This is a genomic window from Sphingomonas sp. Leaf10 (assembly GCF_001421245.1).
GTDB lineage: Bacteria > Pseudomonadota > Alphaproteobacteria > Sphingomonadales > Sphingomonadaceae > Sphingomonas.
This window is the reverse complement of sequence record NZ_LMKE01000011.1, coordinates 12,250-32,479: the sequence shown is the minus strand read 5'-3', so window position 1 is coordinate 32,479 and position 20,230 is coordinate 12,250. Positions and strand designations below refer to the sequence as shown.

7 protein-coding genes are annotated in these 20,230 nt (G+C 66.7%); 4 read left to right on the top strand and 3 right to left on the bottom strand.

Annotated features, from left to right (window positions below):
- Positions 1-267: 267 nt before the first annotated feature.
- Positions 268-3,642 carry a M10 family metallopeptidase C-terminal domain-containing protein gene (locus ASE59_RS09705; protein WP_056455548.1) on the top strand — a complete coding sequence of 1,125 codons (3,375 nt, stop codon included), beginning with the start codon at positions 268-270 and terminating at the stop codon, positions 3,640-3,642.
- Between the two features lie 451 nt (positions 3,643-4,093).
- On the opposite strand, the gene ASE59_RS09700 is transcribed toward ASE59_RS09705, so the two are convergent.
- Positions 4,094-4,291: a hypothetical protein gene (locus ASE59_RS09700; protein WP_056455547.1), complete on the bottom strand. Its 198-nt coding sequence runs from the start codon at positions 4,289-4,291 to the stop codon at positions 4,094-4,096.
- Positions 4,292-4,357: 66 nt separating this feature from the next.
- On the opposite strand from ASE59_RS09700, the gene ASE59_RS19725 reads away from it, so the two are divergent.
- The 3 genes from ASE59_RS19725 (at position 4,358) to ASE59_RS09690 (ending at position 6,868) form a co-directional block, all read left to right on the top strand.
- Positions 4,358-4,519 carry a hypothetical protein gene (locus tag ASE59_RS19725; protein ID WP_156359992.1) on the top strand — a complete coding sequence of 54 codons (162 nt, stop codon included), beginning with the start codon at positions 4,358-4,360 and terminating at the stop codon, positions 4,517-4,519.
- Positions 4,520-4,688: 169 nt separating this feature from the next.
- A complete protein-coding gene (locus tag ASE59_RS09695) occupies positions 4,689-6,083 on the top strand; it encodes a tetratricopeptide repeat protein (protein ID WP_056455545.1) in 1,395 nt (464 codons plus the stop codon).
- Between the two features lie 140 nt (positions 6,084-6,223).
- On the top strand, positions 6,224-6,868 hold the full coding sequence (locus ASE59_RS09690; protein WP_056455543.1) for a helix-turn-helix transcriptional regulator: 645 nt from the start codon (positions 6,224-6,226) through the stop codon (positions 6,866-6,868).
- A 49-nt stretch (positions 6,869-6,917) separates the two neighbouring features.
- Here ASE59_RS09690 and ASE59_RS09685 read toward each other — a convergent pair whose 3' ends face one another.
- Positions 6,918-8,084, bottom strand: coding sequence for a nucleotide sugar dehydrogenase (locus tag ASE59_RS09685; RefSeq protein ID WP_056455541.1), 1,167 nt, complete (start codon positions 8,082-8,084; stop codon positions 6,918-6,920).
- A 217-nt stretch (positions 8,085-8,301) separates the two neighbouring features.
- Positions 8,302-20,230, bottom strand: an 11,929-nt coding sequence (locus ASE59_RS20670) for a calcium-binding protein (protein ID WP_056455539.1), incomplete at its 5' end; no start/stop codon positions are given.

Sequence of the window (20,230 nt, the reverse complement as noted above, 5' to 3'; positions counted from 1 at the left end):
GCGACGCGACGGAGGAATGGTGCAATCCTCCTAATAGCCAGCAACAAGACCGTTCGGGCCTCTTCGTCGCTTTATGGTTAAGACAAAAGAGGATAGACTGTTTCCCGACGAGGGGGGCTCCATAAGCTTGGTCCGAAAAACCGGTCGACTGCCTGATACAGGGGGCAGTTACGATCGATCGGCCTTCGTATGCTATGGAGAGGGACGTTGGTTGCATTCTCGGACTTGAGCCCCACGGCACCCAGTTCCAATCCCTATCTCTCGACCTTGACCGGCCCTTATGGTTTCCGCACCGGCTATGTCGTCACCTATGTCCTGCAGGGCAGCGCCGGCGACACCGCGGCGAATGGCGGGACCCTCTGGGCACAGGCCAATGCCGCACAGGCGTTCCACCTCGCTGCCCAGACATGGGCGGCGGTCGCGAACATCACGATCAAGGCCGTCACGACCGGCTATGACGGATCGGGCACGACCACCGCCACCTGGATCGAGAAGCTCGAGAAGCTAGACGACAATGTGTTGGGCGAACATTTCCTGCCTGGAACGAACCAGCTGGGCGGCTCCTTCAACAACACTGCCAGCCTGTTCACGGCGGCGAACAACGCGGTGGGCGGCCTCAGCTTCGTCACCTTCATTCATGAAATCGGACACGGCCTCGGACTGCTGCATCCGCATGAAAGCGGGAAAGCCTTTCCCGGGGTCACCGGCGAATGGTCGATGGGCGATAACGACCTGAACCAGCAGCTCTATACCGTCATGAGCTATAATGACGGCAAGGCACGCTCGATGACGTCGAGCGATGCCTTTGGGTGGGCAATGGGTCCAATGGCGTTCGATATCGCCGCTATCCAGCAAATCTACGGCGCCAACCTGTCGACCGCGGCGGGGGACGATATGTACCAGTTGCCGGCCGCTAATACCGCCGGCACCGGATGGGTCTGCATCTGGGACGCGGGCGGGATCGACACGATCCGCGCCGCCGACACGACCGTCGGTGCCACGATCGACCTGCGGTCGGCGACGCTGCGCAACGAACCCGGTGGCGGCGGCTATCTGTCGCGCGCCGGGGGCATTGCCGGCGGGTTCACCATCGCCAATGGCGTGATCATCGAGAACGCTACCGGCAGCACCGGCAACGACGTCATCAACGGCAATGACGCCGGCAATCGCCTGATCGGAAATGGCGGCTACGATACGATTGAGGGCTTTGCCGGCGACGACTGGATCGAAGGATCGGGCAACCTGTCCGGCGGCGACGGCAACGACCGCCTCATCGCATCCGGAACGGGCAACGACCTAAACGGCGGTACGGGCAACGATACCCTCGAAGGTTCGGGTTACCTGTCCGGCGGCGATGGCGACGACCGCCTCGTCGCGGCGAGCGGCAGCAACAACAATCTCACCGGCGGCGCGGGCAACGACTATCTCGAAGGATCGGGTTTTCTTGACGGCGGCGACGGCAATGATCGCCTCATTCAGACCGGTATCATCAATGGCTTGGGCAGCCTGACCGGAGGCGCGGGCGACGACACCCTGCAGGGCGGCACCGGCAACGATCTGCTCGACGGCGGCACCGGTCGCGACCTGATGGCGGGCGGTCTCGGCAACGACATCTACACGCTGGATGATGCGGGCGACCAGATCGTCGAACTGGATGGCCAGGGTAACGATACCGTCAATGCCTATCTCAGCTATGTCCTGGGAAGCGCGATCGAGAATGCCTGGCTGTTCGGGGCGTCGGCGCTGACGCTGACCGGCAACGATCTCGCCAATTCGCTGACCGGCAACGAATATGCGAACGTCATCATCGGTGGCGCGGGTGCCGATACCATGGCCGGCGGCGGCGGGAACGACACCTATTATGTCGATTCCGCCGACGATGTCGTCTGGGAATTTAAGGGGGGGGGGTCCGATACGGTCTACGCTTCGGTCAGCTACGTCCTGCCCGAGATCGCGATCGATCCGGATCCCTATGCCGGGCCCAGCGTCCTACCCGGCAGCGGGCAGAGCCAGATCGAGAAGCTCATCCTGACAGGTTCGGCCGATCTCAACGGTACGGGGAGCGAGTACGGGAACGAGATCGTCGGCAATGACGGCAATAATTTCCTGTCGGGCAAGGGTGGCAACGACGTACTTGCCGGCGGGGCGGGGCGCAACGTGATCGATGGCGGCACCGGCACGGACACGATGGTCCTCGCCGGTACCCGGGCCAGCTATACGATGATGCAGGCCGGCGACGCAGCGGTGTTTGTGAGCGCGGCCGGAAGCGCGCTGGCCCTGTCGGTAGAAAAGGTTCGGTTTGCCGGCAGATCGACGACCTTCAGCCTGACCGACGCGATGGCGGGTGCCAAGACCTTCGACGCCATGTCCTACATCGCTTCCTATGCCGACCTGCGTGCCGCGTTCGGGACGGACGACACGGCCGGGATGGCGCATTTCCAGAACGCCGGCTTTGTCGAGGGCCGGTCGGTCAGCTTCGACGGATGGGGTTATCTTGCCTCATACAACGACCTCAGGACCGCCTTCGGTGCCGACATCACCGCAGCGGCGCGCCACTATATCAGCAGCGGGATTGCCGAAGGTCGATCGATCAGCTTCGACGCGTTGGGGTATGTCGCTTCGTACAGCGACCTGCGCAAGGCATTTGGAACGAACGCCCAGGCTGCCGAACAGCATTATGTTCAGTTCGGTGCGGCCGAAGGGCGCGGTGTAACCTTCGACGCATTGGCCTACACCGCGTCCTACTCCGATTTGCGGTCGGTGTACGGCACGGATACCACGGCAGCTACACGCCATTTTATACAATATGGCGCAGCTGAAGGTCGGACGGCCAACTTCGACGCTTGGAACTATCTTGCATCGTACGCTGATCTGCGTACCGCTTTTGGCACGGATATAAATGCGGCAACGCGTCACTATATTCAGTATGGCGCTGCCGAAGGGAGAAGCCTTGGCTTCGATGGATCGCGCTATTTGGCCTCTTATAGCGATCTTCTAACCGTCTTCGGCACCGACAAGATCGCCGCCGCCCGACATTACGTCATAGCGGGGGCCGCGGAAGGGCGCCAGATAACCTTCGATGCTCTCCAGTACGGAGCGGTCAACGTTGATGTCGCCCGAGTCTTTGGTGATAACCAGACCGGACTCGTGCAACATTATATCTCCTCCGGCTTTGGCGAAGGTCGCTTGACTGGCGGTTTCGATAAAATTGGTTACCTTCTTACCTATGCCGATCTGAGTGCGGCGAAGTTAGGTGCCGACGGTGCGTTGCATCACTGGCTACGCGCAGGCGTGAAGGAGGGTCGCATCGGCGACGCCGCCTTCGGTCACGACCAGACCGATCACGCCTTGAGCAACAGAATGAGCGGGCAATTCGATTGGGGTCAGGACAAGGACTGGTTCAACGTCTCCGCCAAAGCGGGCCAGCGCGTGACCATCGATTACACAGGCACCCTGGATGCCGCCCTCGAACTGCATCGTTCAGATGGATCGTTGGTGGCAAGGGGGCATGCAGCGTCGGGCACTCATGGGCAATCCCTGACCTTTACCGCCGACATGACCGACAATTATTATCTTGTGGTTGCCGGCAGCGGATCCGGCACTGCGGGCGGCAGCTACGGCATGGATCTCTATTTTATGTAATCTCAAAGATGCCGAGTGCTTCGATGGCAGGTAAGCTGGGAACCAGCGCGACGGATCGGGGCGGCCGTTGATTGCCGGCTTCGCCACGACCACGATCGATCCATAAGGTAATACCAAGACCTGTTTCGGTTTGGTACCGGTCGCGACGCATCGCGGATCTGTCGACCGGATCATCGCCGCGATCGACGACACGGTGGCGCGCCATGGCGGCGAAGGCAACGGGTCGACCTGTCGACATGTAGACTGGCTTGGCAGCGTCACTTCCGATTGAACCAGACGTCATCCCAGCGAAGGCTGGGATCTCCCGCTGATAGCGCGCAGCAGGAACCCCGTAAGATCCCAGCCTTCGCCGGGATGACGCCCCCGGTCGGGTGGATCGGATCGGGGCCGCACCGATCGCCGCATTATAGGCCCTTAGTCCTTTAGATAACGCAGGCTGTTGCCGTACCGCCTATTGATCTCCGCCCGTAGCGCCTCCCCGATCGACACCGGTCCGAGGCATCGCCCAATATTTCGCTTCGAGCCGATCGAACACCGCCTCCGCCGACGTGACCCACCCCGCTTCGGCATCGGCCAGCCCCCGCGCGATCGCCGCGTCGATCCGGGCAAGATCATCGCCTCCATCACCGCCTTCCGGCTTCGTCGTCATGACGCTCTCCCTTGCTCGACCGGTCCGTCTTCCCGATCCGATCTCGACACGATAGCCTGCCGCCCCATGCCCGCCAACGACACACCGCCCCCCGCCGATCCCGCCCTGCTGGCAGCGCTCGACGCCTCGATCGCCGAAAGTCTCGCCGAAATGCGGATTGGTGGCGGGATCGACCTCGACCTCGTCGTCGAGCGGATCCTCGCCAGCCTGCAGACACAGGCCACCTAACCCTTTCCTACACGCCCCGCCCCCGTCATGCTCGGCCGGTCCGGCGGGGCGCCCGTCCCACCCCGCACACCCTGCATTGCGTGGCACCTTCGTCACCTTTGCCCACCGCTCGCTGGACGGTCCGTGGCGTACCCGGTATCGAGTAGGAAAGCCGGGGGGTGGCAACACGATGGCGCAGGGTGGGGAAGCGGCACGACGGATCGAGGGGTGGAAGTCGATCGCCGCCTATCTCGGCCGCGACCGCTCGACCGCGATCCGCTGGTCGCGGGAGCGCGGCCTGCCGGTCCATGCCCTGCCCGGCGGCCGCGCCCGCAGCGTCTATGCGCTGGCCCACGAACTCGACGCCTGGATCTCGGGACAGGAGGCGCTGCCGCCCGACCCCGCGCCCGCCGACCCGCCACCCGCCGCGCCGCCTGCCGACCCACCGCCCGCTACACTGCCAGCCTCCGACCCGCTGGCGCTGCCCCGCCCCGCCCCGCCGCGGCGCTGGCCGATCGTGCTCGGCGCGCTGGCGCTGCTCGGGGTCAGCGTCGCCGCGATCGAGTGGATCGGGCCGAGCGCCGACCGGCTCGACGCGGCGACCCATGCCCGTTTCGTCGCCGCGCGCGACGATGTGGCGATGCGCAGCGCCCCCCGCCTCCACGCCGCCATCGCCACGCTCACCCGGCTCGCGCAAACCCATCCCGGCAATGTCGAGGTGCAGGAGGCGCTGGCCGAGGCATGGCTGCTGACCCGCGAATTCGGATCGGCCTCCGACACGCTCAGCATCGGCCGGGCGCGGGCGGCGGCGGCGGCGGCGCGGGCGATCGACCCGCGCTCGGCGGTCGCCGACCGGGTCGACGCGGTCATCGCCTATTGGTGGGACGGCAAGCCCCAACTGGCCGGCGAGCTGTTCCGTCGCGCCATCGGCCATGCCCCGGGCGACCCGCTGGCGCATCTGTGGTATGCCAATATTCTGGCCGACAATGGCGAGGACGCCGCCGCCCAGCGCGAATTCGACACCGCGCGCACGCTGGCGCCCGGCGCGCCGTGGCTGCTCGCCGATTATGGCTGGGGCCTGTGGTCGGCGGGGCGCACCGCGCAGGCACAGGCGCTGCTTACCACCCTCGCCGGCCAGTATCCGACGCTCGCCAGCATCCATGACGCGCTGAGCGTCACCGCGCTCGCCGAGGGCGATCTTGCCGGCTATGCCCGCCACCTCGCCGCCCGCGCCCGCGCGCGCGGCGAGCCCGAGCTCATCACCTACAGCACCGCGCTCCAGCGGACCATCGACAGCGACCGGCGTGCCGGCAACGGCCCGGCGGCGACCTATGCGGTGATCCTCAGCCGCGCGGTGGCGATCACCCAGAATGACGATCAGCCCGACCATAGCTGGCCCGCCTTCGTCGCGGCGGTGGCGGGCGACCGGGCGACGCTGCTCACGATCCTGAACGATGCGCGGGCGCGCGGCGAACAATGGGGGTCGGCCGGATTCGTCCGCCGCATCCGCGCGCGCTTTGCCGGCGATCGGGCGATCGATGGCGCGCTGAGCGCACTCGCACAGCCGCGGATCGATCCCGCCTGACCGGTCGATTCGGCTGATTTCTGGCCGATTTCGTCGCGTCACCACCCGATGCGACGCTTTGCGACACCTTGCCACCGGACGATTCCGCTGCGGCGGGCCTAGCCTTCACGCCTCGGTAACGACCGGTTCGGGGGAGCCATATGACGGGGGTACGCACGGTCGTTTCGACCGAATGGGGGAAGGTCGCGGACCAGGGATCGGGGGATCCCGGCCGCGACCTGTACTGGCAGGGCCGCGTCGACCAGGCGGACGAGGCCGGCGCGCTGATCGACGCCCATGGCCGCATCCTGCGCACGACGCCCGCCTGCGACGCGCTGCTGGTCACCGGCGGCGACGGGGTGGCGCGCTGGACGCTGCTGCCGTGCGAACAGGCGCGGATCGACGCCGCCCTCGCCCGCGCCACCGCGCGCATCGCGCCGAAGGCGGCGGCGCTGCGCTATCATCCCGCACCCGGCCGCACGCCGTTGATCCTGATCGCACGACCGGTGCCATGGGCCATGCGGCTGCTGCACGCGACACCCGGCGCGGCGGTAGTATCACTGATCGACCCGGCCGAGCGCCCCGCCCCGGCGACGCAGCTGTGGCGCGAGGCATTCGACCTGACCCCCAGCGAGGTCGCGCTCGCCGCGCTGCTGATGGCCGGGCACTCGCTGGAATCAGCGGCGGCGGCGCGCGATTGCCGCCAGACGACGCTGCGCGTCCATCTGCGCCACATCTTTGCCAAGACGGGCGTGTCGCGCCAGTCCGATCTGGTCAGCCTGTTGTCGCGGATCGGGCGGGGATGAAAGACTTCTGCCGCCGCATTGAACCCCTTACGCGGCGGCAGAGGACCAATCAGTCCGACCCGAAGATGTCGCGGGTGAACAGCCGGTCGCCGATATCCGCCAGTTCGGGGGCGGCGCGGTTGGCGATCACGACGTCGCACTCCGCCTTGAACGCGTCCAAGTCCTTGACGACCTTCGACCCGAAGAAATTGTCCTCGTCGAGGGTCGGTTCGTACACGACGACCTCGATCCCCTTGGCCTTCACCCGCTTCATGATCCCCTGGATCGACGACTGGCGGAAATTGTCCGATCCCGCCTTCATCGTCAGGCGATAGACGCCGACCTTCTTCGGGCGACGCGCGATGATCTGGTCGGCCAGGAAATCCTTGCGGGTGCGGTTCGCGTCGACGATCGCGCGGATCAGGTTCTGCGGCACTTCCGAATAGTTGGCGAGCAGCTGCTTGGTATCCTTGGGCAGACAATAGCCGCCATAGCCGAAGCTCGGATTGTTGTAGTGCATGCCGACCCGCGGATCGAGGCCGACGCCCTCGATGATCTGCTTCGTGTCCATGCCGCCGGCGATCGCATAGCTGTCGAGTTCGTTGAAGAAGGCGACGCGCATCGCGAGATAGGTGTTGGCGAACAACTTGATCGCTTCCGCCTCGCGGCTGTCGGTGAACAGGATCGGCGCATCCTTCTTCTCCGCACCCTGCAGCAGCAGGTCGGCGAAAATCTTCGCGCGCTCCGACCGTTCGCCGACGATGATCCGCGACGGGTGGAGATTGTCGTACAGCGCGCGGCCTTCGCGCAGGAATTCGGGGCTGAACACCACGTTCGGTGCGTTCAGCCGCTGGCGGACCTCGTCGACGAAGCCGACCGGGATGGTCGACTTGACGATGATCGTCGCGTTCGGCGCAGCCGCCGCCGCCTCGATGATGACCGCCTCGACCGAGCTGGTGTTGAACTTGTCGGTCTGGACGTCATAATTGGTCGGGGTGGCGACGATCACATAGTCGGCGCCGTCGAGCGCCTGCGCGGCATCGGTGGTCGCGGTCAGGTCGAGCGTGCGTTCGGCGAGGAATCGTTCCAGCTCGGCATCAACGATCGGCGACTTGCGGTCATTGACCAGCGCGACGCGGTCGTCCGAAATGTCGACGGCGACGACCGTGTTGTGCTGCGCGAGCAGCACCGCGTTCGACATGCCGACATAGCCAAGTCCGAAAACCGCGATCTTCATGTTCGTAGCACCCTTTGCCCGCCCGGCGCATCGCCGCATGGAACCCGCCTAGCCCCGGAACGGGCACGCAACAACCCCTTTGGCTGCGACGTCGCACAGGGCGAAGCGCTTCGATCCGGGGCAGGATCGGGTTTTCCGGACCCAAAAATGTTGCATTGCAAAAAGCGATGTCGACCCAAGCGGCCGGTGCCGGGCAGCACCGACCGCTCCCGATCCGTTACAACACGAAATCACCGGCGCTGAGCGACGTCGCGTAGACGAGGAACGCGAAGTCGGCGACGCCGTCACGATTGCTGTCGCCCTGTACCAGCAGGTAACCGTCGGCCGCGGCTTGGTAACGTAGTTCATAGGTCGTGTGGGTCGTCGTCGTGAACGCGGCGGTGCCGATGAAGGTGAACGCCTGGTTCCCGCTGGCGCTCGACGGATCGATCGCTGCCAAGTCGATGCGATCGCCGTCCGCCGCGACGAAGTCGGTGATCCGGTCGAGCAGGTCGGCAGTCCCGAAGTCGCCCACTTTGGTGAAGACGAAGCGATCCGCCCCCATGCCACCGGTCATCACATCACCACCGGTGCTGCCGGTCAGCACGTCGCTGCCCGCGCCACCCTCCAGCGTATCGTTGCCGCTGCCCGACGACAGCGTGTCGTTGCCGTCGAGGCCCTGCAACAAATCCGCACCGCTGCCGGACGTGATCGTATTGCCGAGGGCGTTGCCGATGCCGGTGAAGGCCTTGCTGCTCGAATAGGTGAGCTTCTCGACGTTCGCGCCCAGCGTGTAGCTGAGCAGCGAGGTGGTGACCGTATCGGTTCCCTCGCCCGCTGCCTCCACGATCACGTCGCCGGCATTGTCGACGACATAGCTGTCGTCGCCGGTGCCACCGGTCAGCGTATCGGCACCGACGCCGCCATTGAGCGTATCGTTGCCTGCGCCACCGCTAAGCGAGTCGGCATATTTACCGCCGGTCAGGGCATTGGCGACATCGTTGCCGATGCCGGTAAAGCCGGTGGTGCCATTATAGCTCAGGCTTTCGAGATTGGCGGCAAGCGTGAAGCTGGCGAGCGAGGTGACGACCGTGTCGGTACCGCTGCCGGCCGCCTCGACGATCACATCGGCGATGTTGTCGACATAATAGGTGTCGTTGCCGATGCCGCCGTCCATCGTGTCCGCGCCCGTTCCGCCGTTCAGCGTGTCGTTGCCGACCAGACCATAGAGCAGGTCGTTGCCGCTGCCGCCGGTCAGCGCATTGGCCAGTTCGTTGCCGGTACCGGTGAACACGCCGGTGCCGGTGAACACGACATTCTCGAAATTGGCAGCGAGTGTATAGCTGCTGCGTGCGGTGCGCACCGTATCGCGGCCGGCATTCGCCGCCTCGACCAGCACGTCATTGCCGTCGAGGACATAGACGTCGTCGCCCAGCCCGCCATCGAGCGTATCGTCGCCGGCACCACCGTCGAGCGTATCATCGTCGCCCTCCCCGACCAGCGAGTCATTGCCCGCCCCGCCGATGAGGTTGTCGTCACCCGCCCCGCCGCGCAGCGTGTCGTTGCCGATGCCGGCGGTCAGGGTGTTGGCCGATGCGTTGCCGATGCCGGTGAACGCTGCGGTGCCGGTATAGGTGACCGCTTCGAAATGCAGCGCCAGCGTCCAGCTCGACAGGCCGGTGATGATGGTATCGGTGCCGCCACCCGACAATTCGACCAGCGTGTCGGTGGTGGTGTCGACGATGTAGGTGTCGTTGCCCGATCCACCCTCCAGACGGTCGACGCCCGCGCCGCCGTCCAGCGTGTCGTTGCCCGATCCGCCTGACAGCGTGTCGTTGCCCGCGCCGCCGGTCATGCGGTTGCTCGACGCATTGCCGGTGCCGACGAAGCTGGCGGTGCCGGTATAGACGAGGTTTTCGACGTTCGCGAAGGAAGCGATGGTCAGGCTGCCGAGCGCGGTGCGGACCGTGTCGGTGCCCCCGCCCGACGATTCGACGACGATATCAGTCGACAGATCGACCTCATAGGTATCGTCGCCGGTGCCGCCGATCATCGAATCCGCACCGGTCCCGCCGATCAACGTGTCGTTGCCGGCCCCACCGCTCAACGTATCGGCCAGCGCGCCGCCGGTGATGACGTTGGCGAGCGCATTGCCGGTGCCGACGAAGCGTAAGCCCCCGGTATAGGTCAGATTTTCGACATTGGTCAGCGATGCGATCGAATAGGTGCTGATCGTCGCCACCGACCCGCCGGGCAGGTCGGCCTCGACCGTGTCGATGCCGCCGCTCGCTGCTTCGACGATCACATCGGCTGCATCCTCGACCCGGTACAGGTCGTTGCCGGTGCCGCCGGTCATCGTGTCGATGCCGTCGCCGCCGTCGAGGATGTCGTTGCCGGTGCCGCCGATCAGGATGTCGTTGCCGTTGCCGCCGTCGAGGCTGTCATTGCCGCCCGATCCGCCATCCAGCGTGTCGTTGCCGCCGAAGCCGCGCAACGTGTCGTCGCCCTCGCCACCGACCCGGTTGTCGGGGGCGTCGTTACCGTCATAGACGATGCCGGTATTGCCGTCGCTGGGCACCAGATCCTGATCGGTGAAGCGCAGCAGTTCGACGCCGGTGATGGTGTCGTCGCCATCGGGGCCAAGGCCGCCGCGATTGTCGACGACGCGGAAGACGCCCGGCGATTCCTGGGTGATCGTATAGTCGGCGCGGACCGAAGAATAGACGGCGATGTCATAGCCATTGCCGCCATCGATCCGGTCGTTGCCGCCGCCGCCGACCAACCGGTCGTCGCCGGCACCGCCCAGCAACACGTCGTTGCCGGCCCCGGCCTCCAGCGTATCGGCGCCGCTGTCGTCGCCACCGGTCAGCGTATCCGCCCCCGACGATCCGGTGATCCGGTCGTTGCCGTCACCGCCATAGAGGTTCGCGCCGCTGCCGCCGATCGTGTCGTCGCCAGCCCCGCCGTCGAGCCATGCGCCGGCCCAACCGCTCAGCTGATCGTTGCCAAGGCCGCCGAGCAGCGTCCCCGACCCGGACAGCAGGTCGTTGCCGGCACCGCCATCCATGCGGTTGGCACCGTCATTATCGCTCAACACGTCATTGTCGGCACCACCGTCGAGCGTGTCGTCGCCCGACCCACCGCCCAGCGTATCGTTACCCGCGCCGCCCAACAGGCTGTCGTGATTGGCGTCACCGTTGAGCACGTCGTTGCCGGTGCCGCCATCGATGGTGTCGTTGCCGAAACCGCCGGTGACGGTGTCGTTGCCCGCGCCGCCCACCAGGCTGTCGGCCCCGTCGAAGCCGTCGATCAGATCGTCGTCGTCGCCGCCATCGACGGTGTCGTTGCCGGCACCTGCGAACAGCGCGTCATAGCCGGCGCCACCCGAAATCGAGTCATCGTCGTTATAGCCGAAGATACGGTCGTTGCCGGCCGCGCCGATCAGCGTGTCGTTGCCCGATTCACCCAGCAGATAATCGTCGAGCGCGGTGCCGGTCAGCGCATTGGCACCGTCGTCGCCGTGCAGCACGCTGCCGCCGACCGCGCCTTGCGTCACATCGGCGAACTGGATCGTTTCCATGCCGGTCAGGAAATCGGTGCCGCCGCCACCGCGATTGTCGATGACGTACAGGCCGCCATCGCCCGCCGCGACGGTGAAGTTGGCACGTGCTCCACCGATGATCGCCCGGTCGGTGCCCGCCCCGCCCACCAGCGTATCGCTGCCATCGCCGGCGGTCAGCGTGTCGTCGCCATCGCCACCGTCGAGCAGGTCGTTGCCGCCACCTGCGGTCAGGATATCGGCACCATCGCCCCCCGACAGCGTGCCGCCGCCAGTCAGCGTGTCGTTGCCGGCGTCGCCCGACAGGACGCCGAAGCCGGTCAGCACGTCGTTGCCCGCACCGCCCGACAACGTGTCGATGCCCGAACCACCGGTCAGGATGTCGTTGCCATCCTCGCCATACAGCGCGTCGTCGCCGGTGCCGCCGTCGATCGTGTCGGCATCCATGCCGCCATAGATCACGTCGTTGCCGGCATCGCCGAACAGGCTGTCGAAGCCCGAACCGCCATAGATGCTGTCGTCGTCGCCACCGCCGCGCAGCGTGTCGTTGCCGCCGCCGATCGTCTCGACGCTCAGCACCGGACCACCCATGGCCAAACCGGTGACCGGATCGACCGGTTGGGTGATGGTCAGGTCGCCGCCGGCCAGAATATCCTCGCCGATGCCGCCGAGGATCGAATCATTGCCGGTGCCACCGACGACCAGATCGTCGTCGTCGCCCCCGTCGAGCAGGTCGTCGCCCGCCTCGCCATAGATGCGGTCGGCTTCGGTGCCGCCATCGACGCTGTCGTTGCCCGCGCCGGCAAGGATGCTGTCCTCACCCGCCAGGCCGCGGATCGAGTCATTGCCGCCCTGGCCCTCAAGGGTGTCGTCGCCCGATCCGGCGAAGCGTGGCCCCGACGGGTTGGTGACGTTGACCACGCCCGACGACGAACCGGTGGTGATGTCGCCGATCGTGTCGTTGCCCGATCCGCCGCGCAGATAGACGCCCGGATTGGCCTTTGCGATGTAATCGGCATCGTCGAAGCGCAGCACGCGGACATTGGTCAGCGTGTCGGTGCCCTCGGGCGATCCGGGGCGGTTGTCGGTCACGGTGACGACGCCACCCGTCTCGGTCACGGTGAAGTCGTTGCGATTGCCGTAATAGCGGACGATGTCGGGGGTCAGCGCGCCCGATCCGCCGCCGTCGATCGTGTCGTTGCCGCCAGCGCCGGCGAGGAAGTCACCGCCGCTGCCGCCATCGATATAGTCATTGCCGGCACCGCCCGAGATGAAGTCGGCACCGCCGCCGCCGAGCAGCGAATCCTCGCCATAATTGCCGTAGATGGCGTCGTCGCCCTCGCCACCGTCGAGCGTCTGTGCGCCATCGATGCCGCTGGGCGAAGTGCCATACAGCGTGTCGTTGCCGGCATCGCCATAGCCGATCGCGCCAGTATAGACGCCGAGCACGTCGTTGCCGGCCTCCCCGCGCAACATGCCATAGCCGGTGATCGCGTCGTTGCCGTCGCCGCCCAGCGCGTTGCCCGATCCGATATAGATGGTGTCGTTGCCGGCCTCGCCCAGCAACTGGCCGCTGCCCGACAGGACGTCGTCGCCTTCGCCGCCGCTCAAGGTGCCGTCCCCATAGAGCGCGTCGCGGCCGGCGCCGCCGATCAGTTCGTCGGTGCCGCCGCCGCCGGTGATGACGTCGTCGCCATCGCCGCCGAGCGCCCGGTCGTTGCCGGTGCCGGCATCGATCGTGTCGTTGCCGATGCCGCCGTCGAGGCTGTCATTGCCTGCCCCGCCGAACAGCTGGTCGTCGTCACTGCCGCCGAACAGGGTGTCGTTGTCGGCACCGCCGTCGAGCACGTCATAGCCGACGCCGCCGTCGATCAGGTCGGCGCCGCGCCCGCCGAAGATGCGGTCGTTGCCGCCCAGACCGAACAGGCGGTCGTCGCCCTTGTCCTGATCGGGATCGTCGATGCCGTTGGCCGGCGCGGTGACCCCGGCCGGCAGCCCCGCGCCGCTGATCGAATCGTCCAGTTCGGTGCCGGTCAGCGTGTCGTTGCCCGCCGATCCGGTGAACACCATGCCCGCCGTCGTCGCCGACAATGCGAAGGCGGCGTTGGTGAAGCTCGCCCGTTCGACGCCCGACAGGCGGTCGGTGCCGAGGTTGCGGCGATTGTCGACGACGAAATAGCCGCCATTGCCGTCACGGACGACCGATGCGGTCTCGCGCGCGATCTCGAACGAGGCGGTATCCTCGCCATCGCCGCCGACCAGCGTGTCGCTAGCATCGCCACCCGACAGCCAGTCGTTGCCGGTGCCGCCGATCAGGCTGTCCGCGCCCCAATTGCCATAGATCGCGTCGTTGTCGGCCCCGCCGTCCAGCGTCTGCGCGCCGTCATAGCCATAGGGCTGCCAGCCCGACAGCGTGTCGTTGCCCGCGCCGCCGGTGCCGGTGCCGCCGGTCCCGACCAGCAGCGTGTCGGCGCCGATGCCGCCGTCGAGCGTGCCATAGCCGGTAAGGCTGTCATTGCCGGCATCGCCCGACAGGAGGCCGGTCGCATAGAGGTTGCCGGTGATCCGGTCGTCGCCATCGCCGCCATAGAGCGAACCGTTGCCGTTCAGCGTGTCGTTGCCGGTGCCGCCGAGGATGCGGTTCAACCCGCCCAGATCCTCGACATAATCGGCGTCGGCGCCGGCATCGATCGTATCATCGCCAATGCCGCCATAGACGGTGTCGTTGCCGTCGCCCGCGCCGATCGAATCCGTGCCGGTGCCGCCGTCGATATAGTCGTTGCCGGTGCCGCCGGTCAGCGTGTCCGAACCGGAATCGCCGGTCAGCACGTCGTTGCCCGCCCCGGCATCGATGATGTCGTTGCCGTCGTCGCCGCCCAGGCGGTCGTTGCCGGCGAGGCCGGTGATGGTGTCGTTGCCGCTGTCACCGATCAATATGTCGTCGAACGCGGTGCCGGTCAGCACCAGCCCGACATTGCTGCCCGGCAGCGTCTGTTCGTCGCCGCTGTCGAACTGGAGCAGCTCGACGCCATAGACGCGGTCGGTGCCGTTGGGGCTGCCGCTGCGCAGGTCCTGGACGGTGATGCTGCCGTCGCTGTTGTTGACGATGCTATAGTCCGAACGGCGGCCGTTATAGACCAGCTTGTCGAAGCCCGACCCGCCATAGACGGTATCGGCCCCGCCGCCGGCCCAGAGGGTGTCGTCGCCCGCACCGCCGAGCAGCGTGTCGCTGCCATAGCCGCCGGTGATCGAGTCCGCGCCCGATCCGCCGTCGAGCAGCAGGTCGCTATAGACATAGCCCGACAGCGTATCGTTGCCGTCATTGCCCTGTCCGCTGCCGCTCGACACATAGACGGCGTCGTTGCCGTCGCCGCCGCGCACCAGCCCCGATCCACTGAGCGTATCGTTGCCCGCTTCGCCGTCGAGCAGCCCGCTGCCGGTGATGCTGTCATTGCCGAGGCCGCCGGTCAGCGTACCGTTGCCGCCGATCGTGTCGTTGCCGTCGCCACCCGACAGGATGTTGCCGTTATCGTCATAGTCGGTGATGCGATCGTCGCCCGCCCCGCCATCGATCGTGTCGGCGCCCGCGCTCTGGACGATGGTGTCGTTGCCGTCGCCGCCGGCGATGCTGTCGCCGTCCGCGCCGCCGTCGATCCAGTCGGCGCCGATGCCGCCGTCGATCGTGTCGGACCCGGCCTCGCCATAGACGACGTCGTTGCCGGCGCTCCCGGCGACGCTGTCCGCGCCGGTGCCCGCGACGATGCGGTCGTTGCCGGCCAGGCCGTCGATGCTGTCGTTGCCGTCGCCACCGGTGATGCTGTCGTCGAACGCGGTGCCGGTCAGCCTGTCGCCGGCGGTCGTGCCGGACACGACGATGCCGGTATTGGCGGCAGTCACGTCGAAATCGAGGTCGGTGAAGCGCAGCGTGGTGATGCCGCGCACCTGATCGGTGCCGTCGGCACCGCGCCCGTCACGGTTGTCGGCGACGATATAGCCGCCATTGCCGTCGCGAATGACCGAGGCGAAGGCGCGCGTGCCGCTATAGAGCGCCACGTCGTAATCGCCGCCGCCGACGATCGTGTCGTCACCGTCGCCACCGTCGAGCGTATCGTTGCCCGCCCCGCCGTCGAGGCTGTCATTATCGCCCGACACGCCCGGATAGCGCCCGCCCGATAGCGTGTCCGACCCGTCACCGCCCAGCAGCGTCTCGCGCGTGCCATAGAAGCCGATCAGGCGATCGTCGCCAGCACCGCCGTCCATGGTGACCGGTCCGCTCCACGGATAGGCGGTGGAGAGGGTGTCGTTGCCGGCCTCGCCATAGGCGGCGCCCGACACGATGTTGATCGCGTCGTTGCCGATCCCGCCGAGCAGCGTCCCCGATCCCGACAACGTATCGACGCCGTCGCCACCGATCAGCGTGCCGTCGCCCGACACCGCGTCGTTGCCGACCCCGCCGTCGAGCAGTCCGCTGCCCGAGAGCGCATCGTTGCCGATGCCGCCCTCCAGCGTGCCGGTCCCGATCAGCGTGTCGTCGCCGGCATCACCCGACAGGCGGTTGCTGCCGAGGCTATCCTCCAACCGGTCGTTGCCGGTGCTGCCGCGCAGCGTGTCCGACCCGCCCTCGCCATAGAGCCAGTCGGCATCGTCGCCGCCGTCGAGCACGTCCTGACCGGTGCCGCCCCACAGCGTGTCGTTACCCTCGCCACCCTCTAGCGTGTCGCGGCCCGACTGGCCGTACAGCACGTCGTTGCCGACGCCGCCGCGCACCGAGTCATTGCCGAACCCGGCATCGATGATGTCGAAGCCTGAATTGCCATAGAGCGTGTCGTCGCCGGCCAGATTGGCCGAGGTGATCGTCGCATTGGGGATGCGATCGTCGATGCCGGCCGAGTCCTGCCAGAAGATGCCCGGCGTGCTGACCAGCGCATATTCGTCGTCGTCGAACTGGAGCAGCTCGACCCCCGACAGCGTGTCGGTGCCGAGCGGACTGCCGCTGCGCAGGTCGGTCAGGATCGTGGTGCCATTGGCACCGGCGGTGATCGAGAAATCGGCCATCCGCCCGGCGACGCGGACCACGTCCGACCCGCTGCCACCGTCGATGCTGTCGGCCCCGGCGCCGGCGAACAGGATGTCGTCGCCTGCCCCGCCCAGCAGCGTATCGGCGCCAGCACCACCGTCGATCGTGTCGCTGTCGGCGCCGCCGTCCAGACGGTCGGCCAGCGCCGATCCGCGCAGGCTGTCATTGCCGGCATCGCCGGTCATCTGCACGCCCGCGCCCGCCGAGCTTGCGTCGAGCGTGTCGTTGCCGGTCCCGCCCGCCGCGGTGCCGCTGGTGAGCGAAATCGCGTCGTTGCCGTCGCCGCCGTCGAGCGATCCCGAACCGAACAGTTGGTCGTTGTCCGCCCCGCCCAGCAGCGTGCCGTTGCCGCTCAGATAGTCGTTGCCCGCGCCACCCTCGATCCTGTTGGTGCCGGTCACGTCGGTGATGGTGTCGTTGCCGGCGTCGCCCAGCAGTGTGTCGTTGCCGGTATCGCCCTCGATCCGGTCGTCGCCCGCCCCGCCCGACACGGAATCGTCGCCGCCATTGCCGTCGATCGTGTCGTTGCCGCCCAGCCCCTCGATCGTGTCGTTCGAGTTCGATCCCGGCAGCGAGTCCGCCGCCTCGCTGCCCTGGATCAGCAGGCCGATCCCGCTCGGTGATATCGAGGGCGTGAAGTTGTAGAGGGTCAGTTCCTCGGACACCGAGGTGTCCATGTTCCGCAGGATCGCGACCGTCTGCCAGCCCGCAGAGGTGCCGGCGGCGTCGAAATCGACCTGCAGGAACAACTCACCCGATGCACCCAGCAGGCGCATATGTCCGGTCAGGAACGGGTTCTGCCCGGCGGTGTAGTTGCTGAAATAGGCCATGACGTTCGACACGTCGAGCACGTCGCCGCCGGCCCCGGCGGTGAAGTTCTGGATGACGTCGGCAACGCCCCCATAATAGCGCAGATGCGCGCCATCGAGGCGGAACACGTCCTGCCCGGCACCACCGTCGAGCGTATCGACGCCATCGGCCTGGCCCAACCCTTCGAAGAAATCGTCGCCGCCCTCGCCAAAGACCTGCCCGCGCACGATGCTGAACGTGTCGTCGCCATCGCCGCCCATGACGGTGTTCTGGCCATATTGATCGCGGAACCAGTCGTTGCCGTCACCGCCCGACAGGCTGTCGTCGCCCTGCCCGCCATCGATCCGGTCGCGCCCCGCGCCGCCGGTGATGGTATCGCGACCCAGACCGCCGTCGATCGTGTCGTCGCCGCCCAGCCCGTCGATCCGGTCGGGGCTGCCGGTGCCGTCAATATCGTCGTTCAGCTGCGTGCCGGTGCGGACCACGCCGACCGGGCCGACGCCGTTCGCGAAATTGTCGTAGTTGAGTGCCGTCGCGACGACATTCTGCAACCGCGCGACCGTCTGCCACCCCAGCGCCGCCGCGGTGCCGTCGTAATCGACCTGCAACAGCGTGTCGGCGCCGTCCTGCAACAGCCGCATATTGCCGCTTTCGAACGGATTGCCGCCGTCGAGTCCGGTCATGTAGCTGCCGTCGAGGCGGATGATGTCGCCACCGGTGCCGGCGGTGAAGTCGGTGATGACCGTCACCCCGGTCCCCGCCGCCGGGTAGCGCAGGTGATCGGTGTAAAAGGCATAGGTGTCGCGGCCGAGGCCACCGGTCAGCGTGTTCTGGGTCGGATCGCCGCTGTCGCTATAGCCGACCATATCGAACAGGTCGTCGCCGTCACCACCGTCGATGACGTTCTTGCCGCCGCCATCATAAAGCCGGTCGTCGCCCGCCCCACCGAAAATGGTGTCGTTGCCATAGGAGCCGTCGACGGTGTCGTTGCCGGCACCGGCGACGATGCTGTCGTTACCGTAATAGCCCTGGATGGTGTCGTTGCCGGCATCGCCGAGGATGGTGTCGTTGCCGTTGTCGCCGTTCAGCGCGTCATCGCCGGCACCGCCGGTGATGCTGTCATTGCCGTCGTCGCCGCTCAGCGTATCGTTGCCCAGCCCGCCGGTCAGCGTGTCCGCATCATTCGACCCGGTGACCCGGTCGTCGCCATTGCTGCCCTGCTGCAACTGGCCGGTGCCGTCGATGCTCCAGCCACCGGTGAAGTTGGCGGTCTGGAACGCAGGCGGCAGGACGTTCTGGAAGCGGATCAGCGTCGTCCACGCATTGCCGCCGCCATCGCGGTCCCATTGCAGCAGCGTGTCGGTACCGCCATCGGCGGTCAGGCGGAAATGCCCGTCGGTCCATGGATTGACCGTGCCGTTGGAATTTTGAAGCTGCCCCAACAATTGCGCTAGATCGACGACATCGCCGTCGATGCCGGTCGCGAAATCGGTAATGGTCGTTTGGACCTGCTGCCCATAGGGATAGAAGACATAGGTATCGCGCCCGGCCCCGCCGGTGATGGTATCCGCCCCGGTGTTGTAGCCGACATATTCGAACCGGTCGTCGCCCGCCCCGCCGTCGAGGCTGTCGGCACCGGTATAGTCACGGAACACGTCGTTGCCGTCACCGCCCAGCAGCGTGTCGTTGCCGTCGTCGCCGCTCAACAGGTCGTTGCCGGCCCCGCCATCGAGCCGGTCGTTGCCGTCGCCGCCATAGAGCTGGTCGTCGCCCGCGCCGCTGGCCAGCGTGTCGGCATCCTCCTGCCCGTACAACGTATCGTTGCCGTCCCCGCCGGTCAGGCTGTCGTTACCGATCCCGCCTTGCAAATTGTCGTTGCCGGCATCGCCCGACAGCGTGTCGTTGCCCTGTTCGCCGAAGAGCAGGTCGTCGCCGTCCCCGCCCGCGACGGAATCGTGGCCGCCATTGCCGTCGATCGTGTCGTCGCCCACTCCGCCGGTCAGCGTGTCGGCATCGACCGTTCCGGCGATACGATCGTCCTGCGCCGATCCGGCAATGCCCTGCCCGACCCCGGCGGGATCGATGCGCACGTCGCCGATGACGAAGTTGTCGCGGGTGAAGGTCGCACCTGCCTTGCCGGCAAAGGTGATGAGGTCGACCCAGGTCGCGCCGCCGGTCGACCCGTTCCAGTCGACCTGCAACACCCGGTCGCTGCCGCTGACCACAAGGCGCAGAAAGCCCGCCGCGAACGGATTGCTGCCCGCGACATAGCCGGACAAATAGCTGCCGATCGACGCCAGCGAGACGATGTCGCCATCCGCCCCGACCGCGAAATCGGTGATGCGATCGGCGGTCACGTTGCCGGGCGAAATCGACGTCAATTCATAGGTATCGCGCCCGTCGCCCCCGGTCAGCGTGTCGGTGCCGCCGCTATAGCCGACATATCGGAAATAATCGTCGCCTGCGCCGCCGGTGACGTTGTTAGCGCCCTGATAATCCTGGAACTGGTCGTTGCCGTCGCCACCCGACAGCGTGTCGTTGCCGGCACCGCCGTCCAGCGTATCGCGCCCGATGCCACCGTCGAGGCTGTCGGCCTCGCTGTCGCCGAATAGATTATCGTCACCGGTGCCGCCGACCAGCGTGTCCAGCCCGGCACCGCCGTTCAGATAGTCGTCACCCGCGCCGCCCGAGAGCTGATCGTTGTCGCCCTCGCCATAGAGC